Annotated in this window: 14 protein-coding genes; 6 read left to right on the top strand and 8 right to left on the bottom strand. The window is 46.2% G+C overall.

Going from position 1 to position 20,965, the window contains the following annotated elements:
- Positions 1-30 precede the first annotated feature (30 nt).
- The 7 genes from AC5YBZ_RS07305 to AC5YBZ_RS07335 form a co-directional block, all read right to left on the bottom strand.
- Positions 31-2,316 (bottom strand): hypothetical protein, encoded by a 2,286-nt coding sequence (locus tag AC5YBZ_RS07305; protein ID WP_494519385.1) that lies wholly within the window; start codon positions 2,314-2,316, stop codon positions 31-33.
- Positions 2,317-2,793: 477 nt separating this feature from the next.
- Positions 2,794-3,579, bottom strand: coding sequence for a DsbA family protein (locus AC5YBZ_RS07310; RefSeq protein WP_494519384.1), 786 nt, complete (start codon positions 3,577-3,579; stop codon positions 2,794-2,796).
- A 44-nt stretch (positions 3,580-3,623) separates the two neighbouring features.
- On the bottom strand, positions 3,624-4,994 hold the full coding sequence (locus AC5YBZ_RS07315) for a sigma-54 dependent transcriptional regulator (RefSeq protein WP_494543624.1): 1,371 nt from the start codon (positions 4,992-4,994) through the stop codon (positions 3,624-3,626).
- Positions 4,995-5,165: 171 nt separating this feature from the next.
- A complete protein-coding gene (locus tag AC5YBZ_RS07320) occupies positions 5,166-8,210 on the bottom strand; it encodes an efflux RND transporter permease subunit (protein WP_494543625.1) in 3,045 nt (1,014 codons plus the stop codon).
- The gene (locus AC5YBZ_RS07325; protein ID WP_494543626.1) at positions 8,207-11,467 is read right to left on the bottom strand and encodes an efflux RND transporter permease subunit; all 3,261 of its coding nucleotides are present in this window, start codon (positions 11,465-11,467) and stop codon (positions 8,207-8,209) included. The genes AC5YBZ_RS07320 and AC5YBZ_RS07325 overlap by 4 nt, the downstream gene beginning before the upstream one ends.
- 14 nt (positions 11,468-11,481) lie before the next feature.
- The gene (locus AC5YBZ_RS07330; RefSeq protein WP_494543627.1) at positions 11,482-12,546 is read right to left on the bottom strand and encodes an efflux RND transporter periplasmic adaptor subunit; all 1,065 of its coding nucleotides are present in this window, start codon (positions 12,544-12,546) and stop codon (positions 11,482-11,484) included.
- 713 nt (positions 12,547-13,259) lie between these two features.
- Positions 13,260-13,568 (bottom strand): hypothetical protein, encoded by a 309-nt coding sequence (locus tag AC5YBZ_RS07335; protein ID WP_115407322.1) that lies wholly within the window; start codon positions 13,566-13,568, stop codon positions 13,260-13,262.
- An 89-nt stretch (positions 13,569-13,657) separates the two neighbouring features.
- Here AC5YBZ_RS07335 and AC5YBZ_RS07340 point away from each other — a divergent pair, with 89 nt between their 5' ends.
- Positions 13,658-14,461, top strand: a complete 804-nt coding sequence (locus tag AC5YBZ_RS07340; protein ID WP_494543628.1) for a hypothetical protein — start codon at positions 13,658-13,660, stop codon at positions 14,459-14,461.
- A 58-nt stretch (positions 14,462-14,519) separates the two neighbouring features.
- The gene (locus tag AC5YBZ_RS07345; protein ID WP_494543629.1) at positions 14,520-15,161 is read left to right on the top strand and encodes a hypothetical protein; all 642 of its coding nucleotides are present in this window, start codon (positions 14,520-14,522) and stop codon (positions 15,159-15,161) included.
- Positions 15,162-15,924: 763 nt separating this feature from the next.
- Here the strand turns inward: AC5YBZ_RS07345 and AC5YBZ_RS07350 are convergent.
- Positions 15,925-17,214, bottom strand: a complete 1,290-nt coding sequence (locus AC5YBZ_RS07350; protein WP_475516572.1) for a citrate synthase — start codon at positions 17,212-17,214, stop codon at positions 15,925-15,927.
- Positions 17,215-17,649: 435 nt separating this feature from the next.
- Here AC5YBZ_RS07350 and sdhC point away from each other — a divergent pair, with 435 nt between their 5' ends.
- The 4 genes from sdhC to AC5YBZ_RS07370 are packed head-to-tail and all read left to right on the top strand — an operon-like array spanning position 17,650 to position 20,850.
- Positions 17,650-18,024, top strand: coding sequence for a succinate dehydrogenase, cytochrome b556 subunit (gene sdhC, locus AC5YBZ_RS07355; protein ID WP_494543630.1), 375 nt, complete (start codon positions 17,650-17,652; stop codon positions 18,022-18,024).
- Positions 18,018-18,365, top strand: coding sequence for a succinate dehydrogenase, hydrophobic membrane anchor protein (gene sdhD / locus AC5YBZ_RS07360; RefSeq protein ID WP_110458168.1), 348 nt, complete (start codon positions 18,018-18,020; stop codon positions 18,363-18,365). The genes sdhC and sdhD overlap by 7 nt, the downstream gene beginning before the upstream one ends.
- Positions 18,366-20,132 carry a succinate dehydrogenase flavoprotein subunit gene (sdhA, locus tag AC5YBZ_RS07365; protein ID WP_475516574.1) on the top strand — a complete coding sequence of 589 codons (1,767 nt, stop codon included), beginning with the start codon at positions 18,366-18,368 and terminating at the stop codon, positions 20,130-20,132.
- A gap of 10 nt (positions 20,133-20,142) precedes the next feature.
- A complete protein-coding gene (locus AC5YBZ_RS07370) occupies positions 20,143-20,850 on the top strand; it encodes a succinate dehydrogenase iron-sulfur subunit (RefSeq protein WP_475516575.1) in 708 nt (235 codons plus the stop codon).
- The last annotated feature ends 115 nt before the right edge of the window (positions 20,851-20,965 follow it).

Below are 20,965 nucleotides of genomic sequence, written 5' to 3' on the forward strand. Positions count from 1 at the left end.
TACTTCAGTTTTTGGAAGGTAACGCAAGGGTTATTCGATAGTGTTCACTTCGATAGCCACATCATTGGTTGATACATTACCTTCATCATCAGCAACACTGACGATAACGTCATCGAGGAAAGTAATCGGATCGGTATTTTCTAACCCTGGTTTTAACTCGATAGTAAAGGCACAACTATAGGTATCATTGGGCGAACCATTATAAGTCAGCTCTTGCCCCTCATTGCAAGCTGGGTAGCTTATGCTGTCGTGCATTCCGCCGTCATTGATTAACATGAAGCTGGCCGTATCATCTTCTGTAAATACGTTAGCCCCACCGACTGTCATCAATGTTAGGTTCACATTTTCAATGCCCGCATTATGTAGCTCTAATACCACGAGGAGACTGGCAGCGAACTTCATATCGGTAGCTGGTTGGCTTGGTAAGAAGGTCACTGTCGCATCGTCGAAATCTGATACGGGTTGACCATCGTCATCGACACCATTAATTGTTGCCACATTGACATGCACATCGGTTGCATTACCGGTGAGCGATTTCGCAATGGTACAACTTGCATTATGGTTAGGGTCGAGCATAAAGCCATTGAGTGGCGTAGGTGCAATAGGCGCACCATCGACGGTATCAACCATACATTCAGCGGTAATATTACCAAACATGTCATCGGTTAAACTGCTAAAGGTCACAGTATCGACACCGGCCGCATCCACACTGAATAGGAAAGTGTAGTCAACCGAACGTGAGACACTCGGATCGTCACCCGTCTCGAGTACTTCGATAGGATCTGCGGTTTTCTGGAGATCGATCATCGAAGGCACATCGTTAATGACCACGGTTTCTGAATCCGCATTACTGGCTTGATCATTTTCATTGTCGAGAGCTTTAGCGGTCACAATATTGGTGTGTGAGCCCGCTTGGCTGCCACTGATAAATTGACTAAAGCTACAACTATAAGTGCCGCCTTGTGCGATATAGCCGTTAATAGCACAGTCACCTTGGCCATCTAAATTACCAAATTTATTATCCATGAGTGAGCTAAGCAATAATGGAGAATCCCAAGCATCAGAGGTGTTAGTGACATCCACGGTATAAGTGACATTGCCGCCCGACTCTGGTACTTGATCTGGGCTCGCTGTTTTCAAGACCGTGATGCTTGGTGGTAAGTTAGTTACGTTAACCTGCCGCGTGTCACTACAGTGTTCGCCATCGATACCACTGACGGCTGCGCAAGTATTACCATCAACAACTGGATCGCCATTACGGTCAATTAAGGCCAGTTTGACTAAGTCATTATACAATTCAGGTTGTTGATCGTCGGGTAGATCAGAATCAACGATATGTACACTGAATTGACAGCTGTAGGATGCACTCGGTAAGACCTCACCGGGGCCATTACCGATATCGGCGGGCTGCGCACAGTTAGTGTTTGTGAGATAAATACCATCAGCTGCGCCGACTGGCACAGTTGCTCCCCATAAATCGATAGAGGTTTCATAACTGCCATCGGCAGCAGTATCTATTTCATCGCTGAGCGAGGTGATAAAAATGGATGTTTGTGCATTTGGATTAGTGAAATTAACCGTAAAGGTATAGAGGCCGCCCGGTTCGGTATGGGTATTGGTACCGACAAGGGTTTTTATCACTTGAGGAGGATTGGGGCGAATAAAGACATCAATATCGAATGCATCACAGCGACACTTAGAAGGTGTACCAGGTGCGGCTGGATCATTTTCACTACAATCGGCGCCCGTTTTATTATGCCAAGCGGCACAGTAATTAAACTCGGCTTTGCCTGAGTTATCGTCATCACGACAAAATAGGGTGATCTCCTCCTGTTCATATAAGTGAGTGGGCGAGAAGCCACGTGCCTTACTGATATCGGCGCAGCTATCTAACCCTTCCTCAAGGTCAACGCCGGGACCATCGGTACGACCCAGTAAGATAGAACATTCGTTATTTGGGTTGCTATCTTGTGCGCTCCAATTACCTTCTGGAAGATAAACGGAATAGTCATACCTTTCATTGGCCGTTGTGGTAATGGTGACATCGGCAAGGAAGGTGACTTCTTCACCGAGCACACACTGTACAGCTTCGCCAGGATTATCAATGTTAGTGATGTTATCCACTTTACTAACCCTAACGTCGTTAGCGGTACAGTTGAGGTCAAATCCCGCTTGTTCGGCCATACAGGCCTGATCTGTTTTCTGTGGAAAAAATGACGCATAGGCAGCGGTGCTGGTTGCGCCATATAAAATGGCGCTGCTGACCAAACCTATCCCGAGCGTCTTGATAAGTTGGTTACCTTTAAATCGTTTCATAATATTTACCTTCATATCAGTGAATATGGATAAAACGTATGTGTTTATTCATGCTGTTTTATGGCTGGGCTAGAGACTATCGTGTTGATACTTAATGCTTACTACTGCCAGACTATTGTTAAATTGTGTGCATAGTAGACTGACTTAAGTCAGAGATGGTCTAAACCTGTGCCTTAAGTAGAGCAAGCATTAGGCCAATACCTATCTTATTGATAATAATGTGGTTTTAACTCAATTTTTTTTACGAAGGAAGGTGGGTGTTGCATAACTGTAACAAGTGAGTGTTAGGTTGGGACACTGGTGGAGATTAGCTGAGGTAGGTGATTGTTATATCGGTTTTTTCTATTTAACTTGGTTTGTTCAGGTGTTCAGTTTGGTTAACAATGATGGTGACAATCCTGGGCCATGGGTTAGTCACAGGGGGAACTATGGACGAAAAAGCATGCCTTGTCGGCCCACCACAAGGCAACTGTTTTTTTACTGGGCTGGATCTGGTGTCTGCAAGGCTTCTAAAATAGCGTTAAAGGTTTGATAGCTCTGAGCTCCGACCACCAGTTTCGGATTAAGAATACGATTATTTTCTATTTTACCGACTAAAAAACTGGGCGTACCACGAATGCCGAGCGATGAGCCGTAAGCGACATCTTGCTCGATTTTAGTTAACGGCGTCAGCTCTGTTAAACACTCATTAAATTGCTTAATGTTGAGTGATAATGCATTGGCACTGTCTTGATATAGCTTGTCACCCAGCGTTCTTATGTTATTAAACAGCAGGGCGCGCATTGGCCAATAAGCGTCTTGCTGTAGACTGCAGTTGGCCGCAATCGCGGCTCCTTTCGCTTTAGGATGAAAATTTAAAGGAAAGTCTCGGGTAATATATTTTAGTTTTCCTGTGTCGATATATTGGGTTTTTAGTTGAGAAAAGGTTTGATCGATATAGCGCTTACAGTAAGGACATTGATAATCTGAAAACTCAATAATGGCCAAGGTTGCCTCATCAGCACCGAGGGTTGGCAGTTGGCCATTGGCATCGATATTATCTTGTGTCGCTAACGTTTTATACTGAGGTTCGGTCGATGCCATGGCGACACGGTGAATATCGTTTACCTGACTGGCCATGATACGAATATCTTGTTTTAACTGGCCTAACTCTTGTTTTAGCATGGTGAGTTCATCGTGTTCAGGTGGGCTTTCTGGTTGACAGGCGACAATGAATAGACTGCTCAGCATTAATATAAGAATTTTCAATGACGATTTGAACATGGTAAGCCCTCATTTTTCAGTTTGTTGGAGCCTTCAGTTGAGCATTACAGCTTAATTTTACACTTTTTGATAAGTCGGTAAAAAGTGGTGCGAGAGATGTTGAGTTCACGCGCAGCTGCCGAAATGTTGTGGTTATTGCGTTTAATGGCATCGAGTAGTAACTCGGTATCTATGTCGGTACGATGTTGAGCCAGATCGATAACATCTTGGTTTATATTGGTCTGTTTACTTAATTTTATGCCTAAATCGGCTTCGCTCAGCCGTTCACTATTAGCCATAATTACAGCACGGTGAATCCGGTTCTTTAACTCTCTCACATTACCAGGCCACTCATACTGTGCCATGACATGCAGTGCCTTTTTCGTCAAACGGTAGTGAGTTCTGGGGGGGCTGAACTTGGCTAAATAGGCGCTGGTTAATAGCTCAATATCGTCTTTGTGGGTTCTCAGGCTAGGGACTTCAAGGTGGAGAATATTGATACGATAGTATAAATCTTCTCTGAAACGACCTTCCTCAACGGCTGCTTCTAAATTGATATGGCTGGCAAAAATAATACGGCAATCGATGTCGACTCTCTTGTTGCCGCCAAGGCGTTCAATATAGTGATCTTCTAAAAAATGTAATAAATTAATTTGTAAATCTAATGATAAATCACCTATTTCATCTAAAAATAGCGTACCGGTATTGGCACGTTCAATCCGGCCAATATATTGCTTGTCGGCACCCGTAAATGCCCCTTTTTCGTGCCCAAAGAGTTCTGAGTGGATCAAGCTTGCTGGCAAGGCGCCACAATTAATGATGACGAACGGACCGAGATGTCGCCGCGATAAATTATGAATTAAATTAGCGCATAGACCTTTACCTGTGCCAGTTTCACCGCTTAATAATATGGGCTCATCTGCGGCGGCCACTTTAACTATCTGTGTCCTTAGCTGATTAATGACTGTCGAATGACCCAATAACAAGTCTAATGGTTGATCTTGGGCACAGCGTTGTTGATGTTGTGCATTGACTAAGGCGACGCCATAGGTATGGCCTAAAGTATGTTGTAGGCGTTCACTATCGATGGGCAGATGATGATAGTCGATAAAAAAATCAGTTAAACAAAATGTGAACTGATCTTTAATGCATTTATCATCGGTACAAAGGGCTATCCATAACAGCTGGTTGTAATGGCTCTGCAGCAGTTCAATCACATGCAGGGTTTTGTCGAGAGAAGGTGTTGAAATGATCGCAATCGCGACATAACAGGGGTGTTCTTGGAGCAATTTATAGGCATGTTCAAAGGTCTTGGCATGAATAATATGCCAATGATTATCGTTAAGTGATTTATTACAAAAGCTGTCATTATCCGTAAGGTTTAACACTAAAAGTGTGCGATTGCCTTCGGTGTCATTTGCGCTTATTTGAGTCACAATAATTCCTATATGGAATTGAGTTATGATGCAAAGTGATAGGTAACTTTAAGTCTAGGAAACCTTATCTAGAGTGCAAACTATCAACGCAGTATTACCCACCTTATTTTTGGGGATACAAGGTGGGTTAAGTGCTATTTGGCTGACAAATCTTTTTTGGGGTCAATAATGTTAGCACCAGTAAGTGAGACGCTGTGCCCGCTGCTGTGCCTTGCTCAGTGTGGTGCTGGCTTGGTGTCGCAGGCGATATAGCGCCTGATAACACAGCGGCACCAGATAGAGGCTGGTGATGGTGGAAAAACTCAAACCGCCGATGATGGCGATGGCCATCGGCGCGTAAGGCGGGCCACCGCCACCGAGTTGGGTGTCACCCATCGCCAAGGGGATTAAACCTAGGACTGTGGTTGCCACCGTCATCAGCACCGGACGAAGGCGGGTGATGCACACCTTGTGTATGGTATCAGGCAGTTGTGATAATTGCGGCGTTTGCTGATTAATTTGATCCACCAAAACGATACCGTTATTGACCACGATCCCCATTAAAATCAATATACCAATCATAGACATAATATCCATCGGCGTGTTCGTTATCAGCAGTGCCCAAAACACGCCAGTGATGGAAAACAAGATCGAGGTGATAATGGCTGTGGGCAGCAGCAAGGATTCAAACAGCGCCGCCATCACTATGTAGATCATCGCCACCGCCAATAGCATATTGGTGGCCATAATCGCTTGGTCTTCATCTTGGCGCTCAAATCCGCCGCGCAGCGAGTAACCGTATCCAGGGGGGAATGACACCGCCTGCATCACATCTATGATGGCTTGCTGCGCCTCTTCGGTGGTGATGTCGTCAAGGTTAGCGCCAATGGATAATGCCGTGAGTCGCCCGTAATGACGGATAGTATCGAAGCGGGGCTTAATGCTGATGTCGGCAAGGCTTTGCAGCGGATAAACGCGATTGTCGATACGTACTATGGGCAATTGCTTGAGTTTTTCAAGTGAGGTTTGCCACTGCTTTTCATAGGCAAGCTCGATACGCAGCTCACCGTTGGGATCGTGCCGAAATGAGCGCAGAGGCACGCCGCGCAGTGCGAGAGATACGTTTTGCGCCAGCTCCCTCAAGCTTAGCCCCAACCTCGCCGCTAAGGTGCGGTTAAGCTGGATCACTACCTCTTGCTGGGTGCCATTAAGCTCAGAATGAACATCCGTTAGCCCTTTGATGTTGCTGAGTAAGGGGACTACTTGCTGGCTGATCTTGATTAAATCTGATGTTGAGCGGCCCGTTAAGGTGACACGTATGCCACTATTTTCATCGCCCCAGCCAAATTGCGGCGTAGCGATCGAGAACTTAGGAAAGCCGTCATGTATTTGGCGTTTAAGTGCCTTGATATCGATATCCATATCTTCTTGCAGTAATAACGTGGATTGACCGCGATCGGCCGCGTAGTAGCTGTAAACTGAATCGATATAAAATGCCTCTTTGTTGGCGTAAAGATAGTCCTCCATGCGGTTTATCATCGCTTCGGTGACGGCTAAACTATGACGCCCATCGACTTGATAATTAATATAAAGGCGATTGTTGCCTTCACCGTCAGATTGATCTTGTTTCACTTGGCTCAGGGGCAGTGCGGTGGAAGCCAAAATAAGCAGCGCAAAGACGCCAGCACGTTTTGGCCGGTGTAAGATCCAGTCAAGGCTTTGCTCATAATAGGCTTGTAAGGTGCTGGTTTTTGGCGTGCTATCTACCTTGAAGTGCAGCTTACTTAGCATCAAGGGGATTAAGGTTTTCGCGACCAGCAGTGATGAGGCCAATGAGATACAAATGGCCACGGCCACATGTTCAAGAAAGATGGTTAACTGCACTTTAACCCCAAAAATATTGGGCAAAAATACAATGGCGGTGGTGAGCGTGCCAGCCAGCACCGCTAAAGCCACCTTGTTAACGCCATTTTGTACCGCTTGCTCTGCACTGGTGTTATCGGCGTGTTGTTTTTCCTGTAATACGCTTTCTGTTACGACCACGGCATTATCAATCAACATGCCTACGGCCAGCAGTAAGCCCATCATGGATAAAATATTTAAGCTGTAACCTAAAAAGTACATGCCGGCTAAGGTCATGCACAGTGAGATCGGCACCGAGGAGACCACCACCAAGGTCATTTTGAGATCCCGCAGAAACAGGTACAGCACAGCAAAGGAGAGCAGGGCGCCCATTAAGCCGGCAAGCAGCAGATCTGACAATGACGATTTTACCCCATAAGCTTGATCTTCCATGATAAACAGCTTGATCCCTTGAAATTGGGGATCTTGTTTGGCCGCTTCAATTACCTTGAGTACGCGCTCAGAGACATCGACTAAGTTAGCCCCCGACTCCTTAAACACATCTAGCCCTACGGCATAATTTTGGTCCAGATGACGGCCATCGAGCCGTTCGGGCAGGGCGTAACGCACGCTGGCAATATCGCCTAAGGTGATGCCCGGTGCTAAGGCTAAGGCCTGGATCTCATCTAAGCCACGAAATTCGCCTTTAGGCGATACTTGATACACCTTATCATTGGCGCGTATTGTGCCAGCGCTGACAATAAAGTTCGCTTGGCGCAGGCGCGCTTGTAACGCGTTAAGGGATAGGTTGCTGGCAGTGAGCTTATCGGCATCGAGCCTTATCTCAATCTGTTTTTGCTCCACGCCATACAGGGTCACTTGCGATACCCCCTCGACCCGCTCCAAGGGCCTTTTTAACTGTTTATCGAGCAGATCAAAGGCGCCAGAGAGTGCACGGTCGCTGGAAATTCTCACCGTCAATAGTGGCATATCGGCGGTGGAAAACTGCCTGATAAACACCCGCTCAACATCTTGGGGCAACAGATGGCGTACGGCATCGACCTTTTCTCGGGCTTCTAGGCTTTTCGTGGCGACGTTCTCGCCCCATTTCATCCGCAGTTCAATCTCGGCGCCATTTTGCGATGAGCGCGATCTTAACTCCTCAACCCCGCCCATGATCGCCAGAGATTGCTCTAAAATATTGGTGATTTCGCGCTCCACTTCGGTGGGGGTCGACCCCTTATAGGGCACCTCAATCAATACCTGAGGAATATCAATACCGGGAAACATCTCCAGTGGTAAAAGACGGCTGGAGGCAAGGCCGAACAGTAAAATGGCGACAAAAAACATGCTGGTGGTCACGGGACGGGCAATGGCTAAGCGGGTGATATTCATTGTGCCTCTCCCATGGCTGGCGCGGCTGGTGTAGGCTCAGGTTCTCCCTGATACTGCTTACGGTCAAAGAGTGAGTAAAGGGCAGGGATCACCACTAAGGTTAATAAGGTGGCAAGGCTCAAACCAAAGATGACGGTTATCGCCATAGGCGCACGCACTTCACTGCCATCACCCAGCCCTAATGCCATCGGAGCAAGCCCCAGCGCGGTGGTCATGGTGGTCATGATAATAGGGCGCAAACGGGATTTGGCCGCTTGTTCTATCGCCTGCGCTTTTTCTATGCCTTGCTGGCGCAGTTGATTAATTCTATCCACCAAGACGATGGCGTTGTTGACCACTATGCCGGCCAGCATGATAAGGCCAATAAATACCACCACGCTTAAGTGGGTTTGTGTAATGTATAAGCCTAATACACTGCCGCCGACAGCCATGGGCACGGCAATCAAGATAAGTAGCGGATGGATAAGGGATTCAAATTGACTGGCCATCACGAGGTAGACCAAAAATATGGCCAGCACTAAGGCGATTTGCAGTGATTTAAATGAGTGTTCCATCTCTTCATTTTGGCCGCCAAAGCGGATCTGTATGGTGCTTGGTATGGTTTGCTGGCGTATGAGCGCCTTGGCTTCTGCCACTGCCTCGTTTAAGTCACCAAAAGCCAAGTTTGCCGAAACAATGGCCACACGTTGCTGACTGATGCGATTAATCGCAGACGGCCCCAAGTTAAGCGACACCTCAGCCACAGCGCTCAGTGGAATGGGCTGAGCGCTGTTGGGGTTGATTATCATCGAATCGATATCGCTTATCTGGTTACGCTCTTCAATATGGCTGCGCACCAAGATATCAATTTTACGATCTCGCACTGTGTATTGGCTGGCGATAGTGCCGCCAATGCGCTGGGCTATGCGGTTAGCAACCGTTGGGGCATCCATCCCTAAGGCGGCAAGCCGTGCATGATCGAAGCGAATACTCAGCTCGGGTTGGCCATCGCGCAGGCTGGTGTTGAGATCGGCAAAACGTGCAGACTCAGATAGCGTGTTAACTAGGTTATCGGCCGTGTGTTTTAACTGGGCTAAATCGTAGCCAATCACTTCGATTTCCAGCGGCGTTTTAAAGCTAAACAATTGAGGGTGCTCGATAGTGGCATTGAGCGCTGGAATGCGCATAGCGGTGCTTCTGAGCGCTTGGCTGACCGCAATAAAGGCATGGTGATCGGCTAATACCACTTGTAATCGGCCCCAGTTTTCGCCACCGCGAGAGGTGTCGGATGTCATTAAGCCACCGCTACCGGCTTGACTATAAGTGTGTTTAACATCACTGCGGTCTTTAATCGCCAAGGCGAGGGTTTGCAGTACCTTGTCGGTTTCGCTCACCTGAGTCCCTGGGGGTAACTCGACCTCTAGGTAAAATTCGCCTTGCTCCATCGCCGGAATAAGCTCCATGCCTAAACGAGGCACTAAAGTCATGGTGCCCGCAGTAATGACCATGGCAATAACGACAGTAAGCCTGCTCCGTTTCAGCGCAAAAGGGAGCAAACCATGATACGCCAGCTCTAATAACTGATAACCGCGATTAAATAACTGACTGATGGGGCGCATAATAAGACCGATTAACCAAGCAAGCACCCGAGTGAGCATTAAGACTAAGGTCAATAATAGCGAGGGTAAATAGCTAAATAACAGTATAAATGGCAACGAAAACACTGTGGTGGCGTAATGTTTCACTTTCGCCATCTTGGTGTCCGCCAGCGGCTTTTTAGCTTGGGGCAATAGCTGTGGCAGGGCGCTAAAGCCTTTACGCGAGGCGAGCATAGGGATGGTGGTTAATGCCACCAGTAATGAGGCGAGCAGGGCAAAAGTGACGGTTAACGCTTGATCAGAAAACAGCGCCCCAGCGACCCCGTCGACAAAAACCAAGGGCACAAATACCGCCAAGGTGGTTAGGGTCGAGGCAAAAATAGCGCCAGCGACCTCTTTGGTGCCAGTCACGGCCGCGTCGAGTTTACTCATGCCGAGTTTTTTACAACGGTCGATGTTCTCCAATACCACAATCGCGTTATCAACCAGTAAGCCTACCGCCAGTGCGATGCCGCCAAGCGACATGATATTGAGGCTGATGTTGGCAAAATACATCATGTTAAAGGTGGCGATAACCGAGAAGGGGATAGAGATGGAGATAATCAATGTGGGCAGGATATCGCGTAAAAACAGATAGATCACTAACATAGACAACAGGCTGCCCAGTAGGGCGGCCATGGTCACTTCACTGACCGCGCTTTCGATAAATTCTGATTGATCGTAAATGACTTGCAGCTGAGTTTTTTCGCTGAGCTTATTGAGCTTTTCCAGTTCAGCTTTGATGTTGCGCGCAACCGCGACCGTATTAGCATCACCTTCTTTATAGATAGCCAGCTCGATAGATTCTTGCGAGCCGATGCGGGTGATGTCACTGCGATCTTTGTGGCTGTCGATAATGTCAGCGATGTCTGACAGTCGCACCAATGTGGTGTTATCACGGTAGATGATGATCTGCCCGAGATCTTGCAAGGAGTTAAATTGATTTAGGGTGCGCACCAGATACTCTTTCTCGCCTTGCACCACCTTACCTGCGGATAAGTTAATGTTTTCAGAGGCTATGCGCTCACGTATGGTGTCGGCGTTAAGATTAAGTTGGTTTAACTTTTGCTGGTTTAATTGAATATGAACCTCTTGCTCTAGCCCGCCTGAGAGCCTAACCGCCGCGACGCCGCTTAATGCCTCGAGCTGGCGTTTGAGCTCCTCTTCGGCAAAGGTGCGCAGCTGTTTGAGCTCAATGGGCGTAGCCTCTGGTTGCGATAGGGCTAAACGTACAATAGGGTCAAGGTTAGGGTTAAAACGCAGTAATAGCGGTTTATTGACATCGAGTGGCAATGCGATGGTGTCGAGTTTTTCGCGCACATCGAGACTGGCCATATCCATGTCGGTGCCCCATTCAAACTCAAGCACCACATCTGACATCCCAGAGCGTGAAATTGAGCTGATTTTACGCAGCCCTTTGACAATGCCAGCCGCTTCTTCGATGGGTTTTGAGACTAACTGCTCAACTTCAACGGGCGCAGCGCCGTTATATTGTGTGCGGATCGTGATGGTCGGGTAACTCAAGTCTGGCAGCAGTTTTACCGCAAGGCGAGAAAAGCCCACCATACCAAATAACAAAACCGCCAACATGAACATCCATACCGAGACAGGACGCTTGACGGATGTAGTAATTATCGACATAAGCTCAACTCCTGTTATTGCTGTGCGCGGGCGACATCGAGTGCACTTATGACATCAACTAACGATTGATCTTTCAGGTTTTGCTGACCTCGAACCACAATTTGCTCACCCGGTTTGATCCCCGAGATCACTTCGACTGTGTCGGCTTCACGATACCCGAGGCTGACTTGGCGACGAGTGGCATTGTCTCCTTCAATCACATAGAGCGCATACTGGTTATCTTGATTGATCACCGCGCTGTAAGGCACTGTGATCACATTGGTGTGCGTGTCGTATCTAAGCTCAACCCGGGTAAACATGCCGGCTTTTAATTGGGCCTGTTGGTTGGGCACCGACAGAGTCACCTTAAAGGTGCCACTTTGGGCATCGACAATGGGGCTGATCCGCAGCACTTGGGCGACAATGCCGTTATCGGCTTGCTGACTGGCAAACAGTTGTGCGTCTTGCCCCAGACGCAGGCGATCGAGCTGAACTTCAGGCAGGTGCACTATGGCATATAATTCATCTTGATTGATCACATAGAAGAGCTCATCAAACTCTTTAGCCATATTGCCTTGCTTAACAAAGCGGGTGGCGATGACCCCATCGATAGGCGATCGCACTAGACTCTCCTCTACTTGCAATGCAGCTAAGTCACGTTTTGCGCTGGCCGCCTGCAGGTTATATTCAAGTTTTGCCATCGTATCGGCGCTGATAAAGGCTTTATCGGTCATTTTGTTGAGTCGGTTGAGCTCTTGCTCGATGATCTCAACCTCGGCTTGAGAGCGGGCTAAATCATAGCGTTGACGTTTAGCGTCTATGACCGCCAGTAACTGCCCTTTAGTGACGCGATCGCCTTCTTCCACTTTAATGGTTTCGATAAGCCCAGCAATACGGGAAACCACCTTAGCTTCAAGTGGCGCCTCTAACGTACCAGTCGTGCTATAGAAGGAGGAAACATCCCCTTGAACGACCGTGGTGGTTTCAACGGGAATGGCGTATTTAACCTCCTCTTTTTCCTCGGGGGTAGGGCTGCAAGCACTCAGTAGTGCCGCAAGTAGGATAGGTAGGATGACGGTCTTATTATTGCATGCTTCCATGTCGTTAAACTCATTGGTGTGATTTCATTAGCGGTTATAAAGCATCAAATGTGCCAAATCATTTATAGCTTTATATACAATAAGTTAGCTTTGGAATGGATTGGTTTGTTGGTGAGCCGCATGAAAGATGTAGCGTAAAAGTTTAAATGTTGCGGTTTTTAACAATCGGTGGTGAACTCGATGGTGATATCGGCATTGGCCGCGTCTTATTGCTTAAGAGTGTTTGAAGACACACCTACACTGACGCACCTACATTAGGTTATTTCGTTTCTTCGATTCAACTTCTTCTGGTGCGAGTTGTGAGTTAAAAGCTAACGTGGTTTTGCCCCAAAGTGTGCAGGTCTTGGAATAAAGGCTTGGCATTTGCTTGAGTAGCGGCTGGCTGCATTTTTATTTATTGAAAGTGTTTGAAGGTCGAACCTTCACTGTTATTAATCGCCTGTCCGGCGGGGAATGTGCAAGCGCTCTTTTGGCTCGCTGTGAATATGTCCCTATACGCTCCACGGCGGCATCCATGCCGCCAAGGGCAAAACCGCGCTTACACCTATCTCTAACGCCTCTTCGATTTGACTGCATTTGGTGTGATTGGCGAGTAGAAAGCTAACTTAGTTTTGCCCCATTCCTTGTTTCGCATGGCTGAACTGGCTCTGATTTGTATTGGACTGTTGACCTAATTTTAGTAATTCTAGAACAGTGTCTACTGTTCTAGAGGCTTACCATTCTCTAGATAATCTTGGTAGCGCTTTTCTAATGCCTTCAAGAATGTTGCTCCACCCAATACGTTCTTTCCAAAGCTTGCCATCGACTATTACTCTGTAGCAGTCAATACGATTGGTTTTATATAACTCTAACGTGTGCGTAGTTGGCACTCCATTGTCGTAATCTGTAATTTCAATCACTCTTCGAAGCTCAGGAATACATTGCACAGATACATCACCTTGTTCGTATTGTGCTGAAGTAGAATTTACTTTACTGTATGATTTACGATAATTTTTTTGAGTCTTACTAGTGTGTCTATACATGCTTGGCCTCCTACCTTACAAGGTAGCGTACCTTGCAAGGTCGCGCTAATAAGCTGTTAGTAGCTAAACCAGTATGAAGGAACCAACACTTGGCAATCTCTGAATTCTTAAATCAAGTACTATTACCTTTTGGTGGAGTCTCCGCTGTCTTGATTGCTCTGGCTGCATTCTTAGGGCATGTGAACACCAAAAGAATTATCAACGGCGATCTGGCAAAGCATAAATTGGACCTTGAGGCATTCAAAGCTCAAAGCAATACAGAGCTACAATCGCTAAAAGATCTGCATACTAAAGACCTGGAATTGATGAGACTCGATCACGCCAAACAAATGGACCAAATTCAAAATCAATTTAAAACAGAGTTTTTAAAATACGAAGCATATGCATCTATTTCGAAGGAAAAGTATCAAGAGCTTTTTGAAAAAAGAATATCGGTTTACAGCCAGCTTTTGACTTTGAAAAGAGAGATTGATAACTCTATTGTTGAAAATGCTGAGATGCTGGAGATTCACGATGACGATCCAAGTCACTTCACAGACGCTGTAGAAAAAATAAGTAAGGCTTCGCAAGAAAATTTAATGCTCATATCAAATGAGCTTGCCATCTTGTCAAATGAACTGCATAGCAAATCGTCCCAAGTTTTCAGAAATGCGAAGGTAAACGCATTCTTCGCTGACATGCATAGTTATGAAACAGATAGCCCGAACTATGAGGCTATCATGGATGCGGAAAATAGCGAACTTCGAAAAATGTTTGTTGAGTGCGGTGATATCTACGAAAGTTGGCTAAAGCAGTTAGAAGAGGATGTGTCTAAAATAAGGTCTATTCTGGATTTTACGGGAACGTTCTTGGAAAAAGCTACTAACAAATCAAAGCACTCGGACACAGCATAGCTGCGCCGGTGTTTGAAGCGTTAAGTTTACTCAGCATCAGCACACAGAAGGGAAGAATATGAAATCTAGAGACCTATTTACAATACACGATCTGATTGCTAGCAATTACAAAATAAGCCAACTTCCAAGCGGTAAGTTTCTTCATAGTTTCACCCCTAAAACGACAAATACTGTGTATGAATTTGAGGCCAATAGTGCTCCCGTTATTGAGGAAGGTCAGCGCTATAATATTGGGTTTTCTACAGATCAAAACGGAAGAAATGTAATTGAGTTATCAGCTCTTTCGAAAACAGCTGAGGTTAACCCCTTTTTTAGCTATGCATTTGCGCAACAAATTGCTCGTGAAAATATACATGCAGAAAAAGCTAAGAATGACCAACGTGTTACACATAAAGCAACAGATGGCTACTATTGGGGTAAAAAATACGCTTGGAGAATGTTCGGTGCTGTAATATCAAAAGATGCATTTTATAGCTACTTGGAAGAAATAAATCATCCTTCAGTTCCATGCGTAACTAACAATCCAGATCTACCATATCAAAGTGAGCCATCTACAGCTTATAAAGAAGAAGGTCTAGAAGAAGCTATGCGTAACCTTATCTCTTCTGCGCAAAAAGTTAGCCCTGCATATTATAAATCTCCTTTATACTCACGAAAGCTATCAATTAAGGGCGTAAAAGCAATTACAGACAAAAAATAAACTTAACAAATAGCTGCACGCGGACCCATTTTACTACGCTCGTTTTGTGTTGTCGCTGCGCTCCATTTTACACAAAACACTCTCCGCAAAATCAGCCGGTGAGCTAGGCGTTAGCCCATAGAAATATTAATCTGAAACTCACATATATATAGAGCTAAAGTTCTAACACGGAAATGTCCAAAAATAATTTAGCTTTTAATGCCCAGAATGACACCTGTAATGCCAAATCGAAGAGGGTTAGAACTCGGTGTAGGTGCGGCTGAGGTCTTCGATTTCAGGGATGAAATCGCAGAGCGCCCAAGGATGGGTTTACAGCGGTGCCGAGGAAGTACCTGCACGAAAACGCCTGCGGCAAGCAATTCAAAATGATGAAGGTTAACGCTACCATCAATCAATAAAAACAAACTCGACTAAATGCTACAAGCCAAAAATGCCTCAACCTACATTCGAAGGCCAAGATAATTTTGTCCAAAAGCGATTTGCTTTTAACGGTTCTGTGGATACCAATTACGGCTAAATCGAAGAGATAAATAAGTCGGTGTAGGTGCGGCTGTGACCTTCGATTTCAGCAGTGAAATCGCAGAGCACCTAGGGATGATTCTTTTCAAAAAGAGAGTCAGCGGTGTCGAAGAAACACCTGCACGTAAGCATGCTGCAAGCAATTGGTTGCCATGAGCATGAGAGTTAACGCTACCATTAGATAGATGCGAATAAAAAAGGCACTCAATGAGTGCCTTTTAACGTTTAGCAAAGATCGTTCTGATTAGCCGCGTTTGTCTAAATCGACAAAGCTACGCTCAGGTGAACCTGTGTATAGCTGACGCGGACGACTGATCTTGTGACCAGGCTGATCTAGCATCTCTTTCCAGTGGGCAATCCAGCCAACAGTACGTGCCAATGCAAATAGCACGGTAAACATACTGGTCGGGATACCGATGGCTTTCATGATGATGCCTGAATAGAAATCGACATTCGGATACAGCTTCTTAGACACAAAGTACTCATCTTCAAGTGCAATGCGTTCAAGTTCCATCGCCACATCAAGTAGTGGATCGTTCACTTTAAGCTCAGCAAGCACTTCATGACAAGTTTCACGCATCACTTTAGCGCGTGGGTCGAAGTTCTTGTAAACGCGGTGACCAAAGCCCATTAGGCGGAAAGGATCGTCTTTGTCCTTAGCGCGTGCAATAAACTCAGGGATGCGATCAACTGTGCCAATCTCTTCAAGCATGTTTAAACAGGCTTCGTTGGCGCCGCCGTGAGCCGGACCCCAAAGTGAGGCGATACCCGCTGCGATACACGCAAATGGGTTAGCTCCAGAAGAACCCGCTAAACGAACGGTAGAGGTTGATGCGTTTTGTTCGTGATCGGCGTGAAGGATGAAAATACGATCCATCGCGCGTTCAACAATTGGGTTGACCTTATATTCTTCGCACGGTACAGCAAACATCATGCTTAGGAAATTACCCGCGTAACTTAGGTCGTTGCGTGGATAGATAAAGGGTTGGCCAATTGAGTATTTGTAGCACATGGCTGCAATCGTCGGCATTTTAGACACTAAACGGAACGCGGCGATTTCGCGGTGATGCTCATCGTTTACGTCTAAAGAGTCTTGGTAAAACGCAGATAATGCGCCCGTCACACCACATAGCATCGCCATTGGGTGAGCGTCACGGCGGAAACCACGGAAAAACGAAGCCAATTGCTCGTTAACCATAGTGTGAGTCTTAACCGTGTAGACAAACTTATCGTATTGGGCCTTAGTGGGTAACTCACCGTAAAGCAATAGATAACAAAGATCTAAATAATCTGAATCGACGGCTAATTCGTCGATTGCGTAACCACGGTGTAAAAGTATACCTTGGGCGCCATCAATGTAAGTGATAGCGGATTCGCAGGATGCTGTCGCTAAAAATCCTGGGTCAAATGTAAAGTGACCTTTGCTACCTAGTTTGCTGATGTCGATTACATCAAATCCTGCTGTCCCTTTTTTAATAGGCAGGTCAATCGAATCGTTCCCTGGTAATTCCAATTTGGCTATATTATCAGCCATACCCCGTTCTCCTTACTTCATTCTTATGTGAGTGCGGCTTTGTCAAACGCCAATACTTTACAGTGAATCTAGATCACATTTCAATTTAAATAAGCGTTTAAATTCGTTAGACCATGGTCTTAAATTGGCTGAAGCCCTTATCAATACAGGAACTTGGCAGATTTTTTTACCAAAAAAACTAAATTTGCATAATGTGATGTTTGTATTTGACATTTCGGCGGCGTATACTTGCCTCGGCTCGAAAAGAGCTACAAACAAACCAATTCATAAACCATTTCTTACAAGCTTAATTAGTGATTTTTGAATTAGTTAACAGTTTGTTTAAACTTTTCTTTTGTGGCGAGACGAGGTGGTAAGTTTGCTTGCTGATCAAATTTCGTTCGAAAGGGGTTCGATAACAAAAATAATGCTCAATGGAGCAGAAGTGAGCAGAACGTGAAAAAGCAAAGACCTGTCCATCTAGATCTGCAGACCATTCGCTTTCCTGCAACAGCGATTGCGTCAATCCTACACCGTGTATCCGGTGTTATCATGCTGTTTGCCGTCGGCATTCTTATCTGGTTGTTGAGTGAATCACTCGCATCTGCTGAGAGTTTCGCAGGCATACAATCTCTGTTTGATAACTTGTTCGTTAAGTTTGTCGTCTGGGGAATTCTAACCGCGCTGGGTTACCATCTTGTCGTTGGCGTACGCCACCTCATCATGGATACCGGACGTTGGGAAGAGTTAGACTCAGGTAACGCTTCAGCGAAAGCCGCCTTCGTTATTGCCGCGGCACTGTCAATCATTGTGGGGATTTGGGTATGGTAACAAATGCAGCAAGTCTTGGACGCAGCGGCGTTCATGATTTTATTCTTATTCGTGCTAGTGCAGTTATCCTTACTTGTTACACTATCTTTTTAGTAGGATTTATCGCCGCTAGTTCTCCTCTCACTTATGACGTCTGGCATGGTCTATTTAGCACTCTGCCGATGAAAGTGTTTACATTATTGGCCCTAGTTGCCCTATTAATCCACTCATGGATTGGTATTTGGCAGGTGCTGACAGACTACGTGAAATGCGTCAGTTTGCGTGGTGTACTCCAATTCGTCTTCGTCGTGGCTGCCTTCTCTTATTTGGCTGCTGGCATTGTTATTGTGTGGGGTGTTTAAGTGAGTATTCCAGTTCGTGAATTTGATGCAGTCGTTATTGGCGCTGGTGGCGCAGGTATGCGCGCTGCACTACAGATTTCTAAAGAAGGTAAGAGCTGCGCGCTGTTATCTAAAGTGTTTCCAACGCGTTCTCATACCGTATCAGCACAGGGTGGTATCACCGTAGCGCTGGGTAACGCCCATGAGGATCACTGGGAACAACACATGTACGATACCGTGAAAGGCTCCGATTTTATCGGTGACCAAGAAGCGATTGAATTTATGTGTAAAACCGGCCCTGAAGCCATTATCGAGCTTGAGCAGATGGGTTTACCATTCTCACGTTTTGACAATGGTAAGATTTACCAGCGTCCGTTTGGTGGCCAGTCAAAGAACTTTGGTGGTGAGCAAGCGGCCCGTACCGCAGCGGCTGCCGACCGTACCGGTCATGCTTTATTGCACTGCCTTTATCAGCAGAACGTAAAGCACAAGACTGAAGTGTTCTCTGAGTGGTATGCACTGGACCTAGTGAAGAATGATGATGGCGCGATTGTCGGTTGTACTGCAATCGAAATCGAAACCGGTGAAATCGTTTATTTCAAAGCCAAAGCCACGATTCTCGCGACCGGTGGAGCAGGGCGTATCTACGCTTCTACCACTAACGCCCACATTAATACTGGTGATGGTATTGGTATGGCGATGCGCGCTGGCGTGCAGATGCAAGACATGGAAATGTGGCAGTTTCACCCAACGGGTATTGCTGGCGCCGGTGTTTTGGTGACCGAAGGTTGCCGTGGCGAAGGCGGATACCTGCTCAATAAAGACGGTGAGCGTTTCATGGAGCGTTATGCGCCAAACGCGAAAGATTTGGCATCACGTGACGTGGTTGCACGTTCAATGATGACCGAAATTCGTGAAGGTCGTGGCCTCGATGGTCCATTAGGGCCACACTGTCTGTTGAAACTTGACCACTTAGGTAAAGAAACCCTAGAAGCGCGTCTTCCTGGTGTGTGTGAACTGTCTCGTACCTTCGCTCACATCGATCCCGCCGATGGTCCAATTCCAGTATTGCCAACCTGTCACTATATGATGGGTGGTTTACCAGCGAAAGTCAGCGGCCAAGTCATTCGTAAGAATGAAGATGGCAGCGAACAAGATGTCGTCGGCTTATTTGCTGTCGGTGAAATTGCTTGTGTATCAGTACACGGCGCTAACCGCTTAGGTGGTAACTCATTACTCGACTTAGTGGTATTTGGTCGTGCTGCGGGTCAACACTTAGGTAAAGCGCTTGACGCCACTGTCGATCCAAAAGATGCGACAGATGCTGATATCGCCAAGTCGCTTGAGCGTCTAAACCGTTGGGAAAGCAATAAAGACGGTGAAGACCCAGCCACAATCCGTAAAGATCTGCAGCTATGTATGCAGCTTAACTTCTCAGTATTCCGAAGCGGTGACGCTATGGCTGAAGGTCTGGCTGAACTTAAGGCTATTCGCGACCGTTTGGCGAATGCTAAGCTGTCTGACAACTCACAAGAGTTCAATACTCAACGTATCGAATGTCTTGAGTTAGACAATTTAATGGCAACGGCGTTAGCCACAGCCTATGCAGCAAACTATCGTACTGAGAGTCGTGGCGCGCATTCACGTGAAGATTACCTTGAGCGTGATGATGAAAACTGGCTGTGTCACAGTCTGTTTGACCCAGTGACTGAGCAGATGACTAAGCGTGATGTGAACATGGAGCCTAAGCTTCGTGCCGCGTTCCCGCCAATCAAGCGTACTTACTAAGGACTGTCAGATGAATTTAAAGATTGCTATTTATCGCTATAATCCTGACGTAGACACTAAGCCTTACATGAAGGATTACACGTTGGAAGTGGCTGACGGTACCGATATGATGGTGCTTGATGTGCTGATGCAACTTAAAGTACAAGATCCAACATTGGCGTTCCGTCGCTCATGCCGTGAAGGTGTGTGTGGTAGTGATGGTGTCAACATGAATGGTAAGAACGGCCTTGCGTGTATCACGCCAATATCTACCTTTAAGGGTAAGACTATTGAGATCCGCCCACTACCAGGCATGCCTGTCGTACGTGACCTGATTGTCGATTTGACTCAGTTCTACAAACAGTACGAAAAGATTAAACCTTATTTGATTAACGATGAGAAAACGCCTGCGCGTGAGCATCTGCAATCACCTGAAGAACGTGCACACTTAGATGGTCTTTACGAGTGTATTATGTGTGCTTGTTGTTCTACAGCCTGTCCATCGTTTTGGTGGAACCCAGACAAGTTTATCGGTCCAAGTGGTCTATTACATGCTTATCGATTCCTTATCGATAGCCGTGATACCGCGACTGAAGAGCGTTTGTCTGAGCTTGATGATGCATACAGCGTATTCCGTTGCCATGGCATCATGAACTGTGTGGATGTTTGTCCGAAAGGATTGAATCCGACTAAAGCCATTGGACACATTAAGTCAATGTTGCTTAAGAGAGCAGTGTAAATGCAACAACCTGAGCTGATTCTAATAATGATATAGCTCATGAAGAGTCACTTCTTCTTTAAGAGGAAGTGGCTCTTTTATGTAATGGAACTACACATGTGCCGTACAATCTGGA

The sequence above is a fragment of the Shewanella sp. 553 genome (assembly GCF_059338375.1).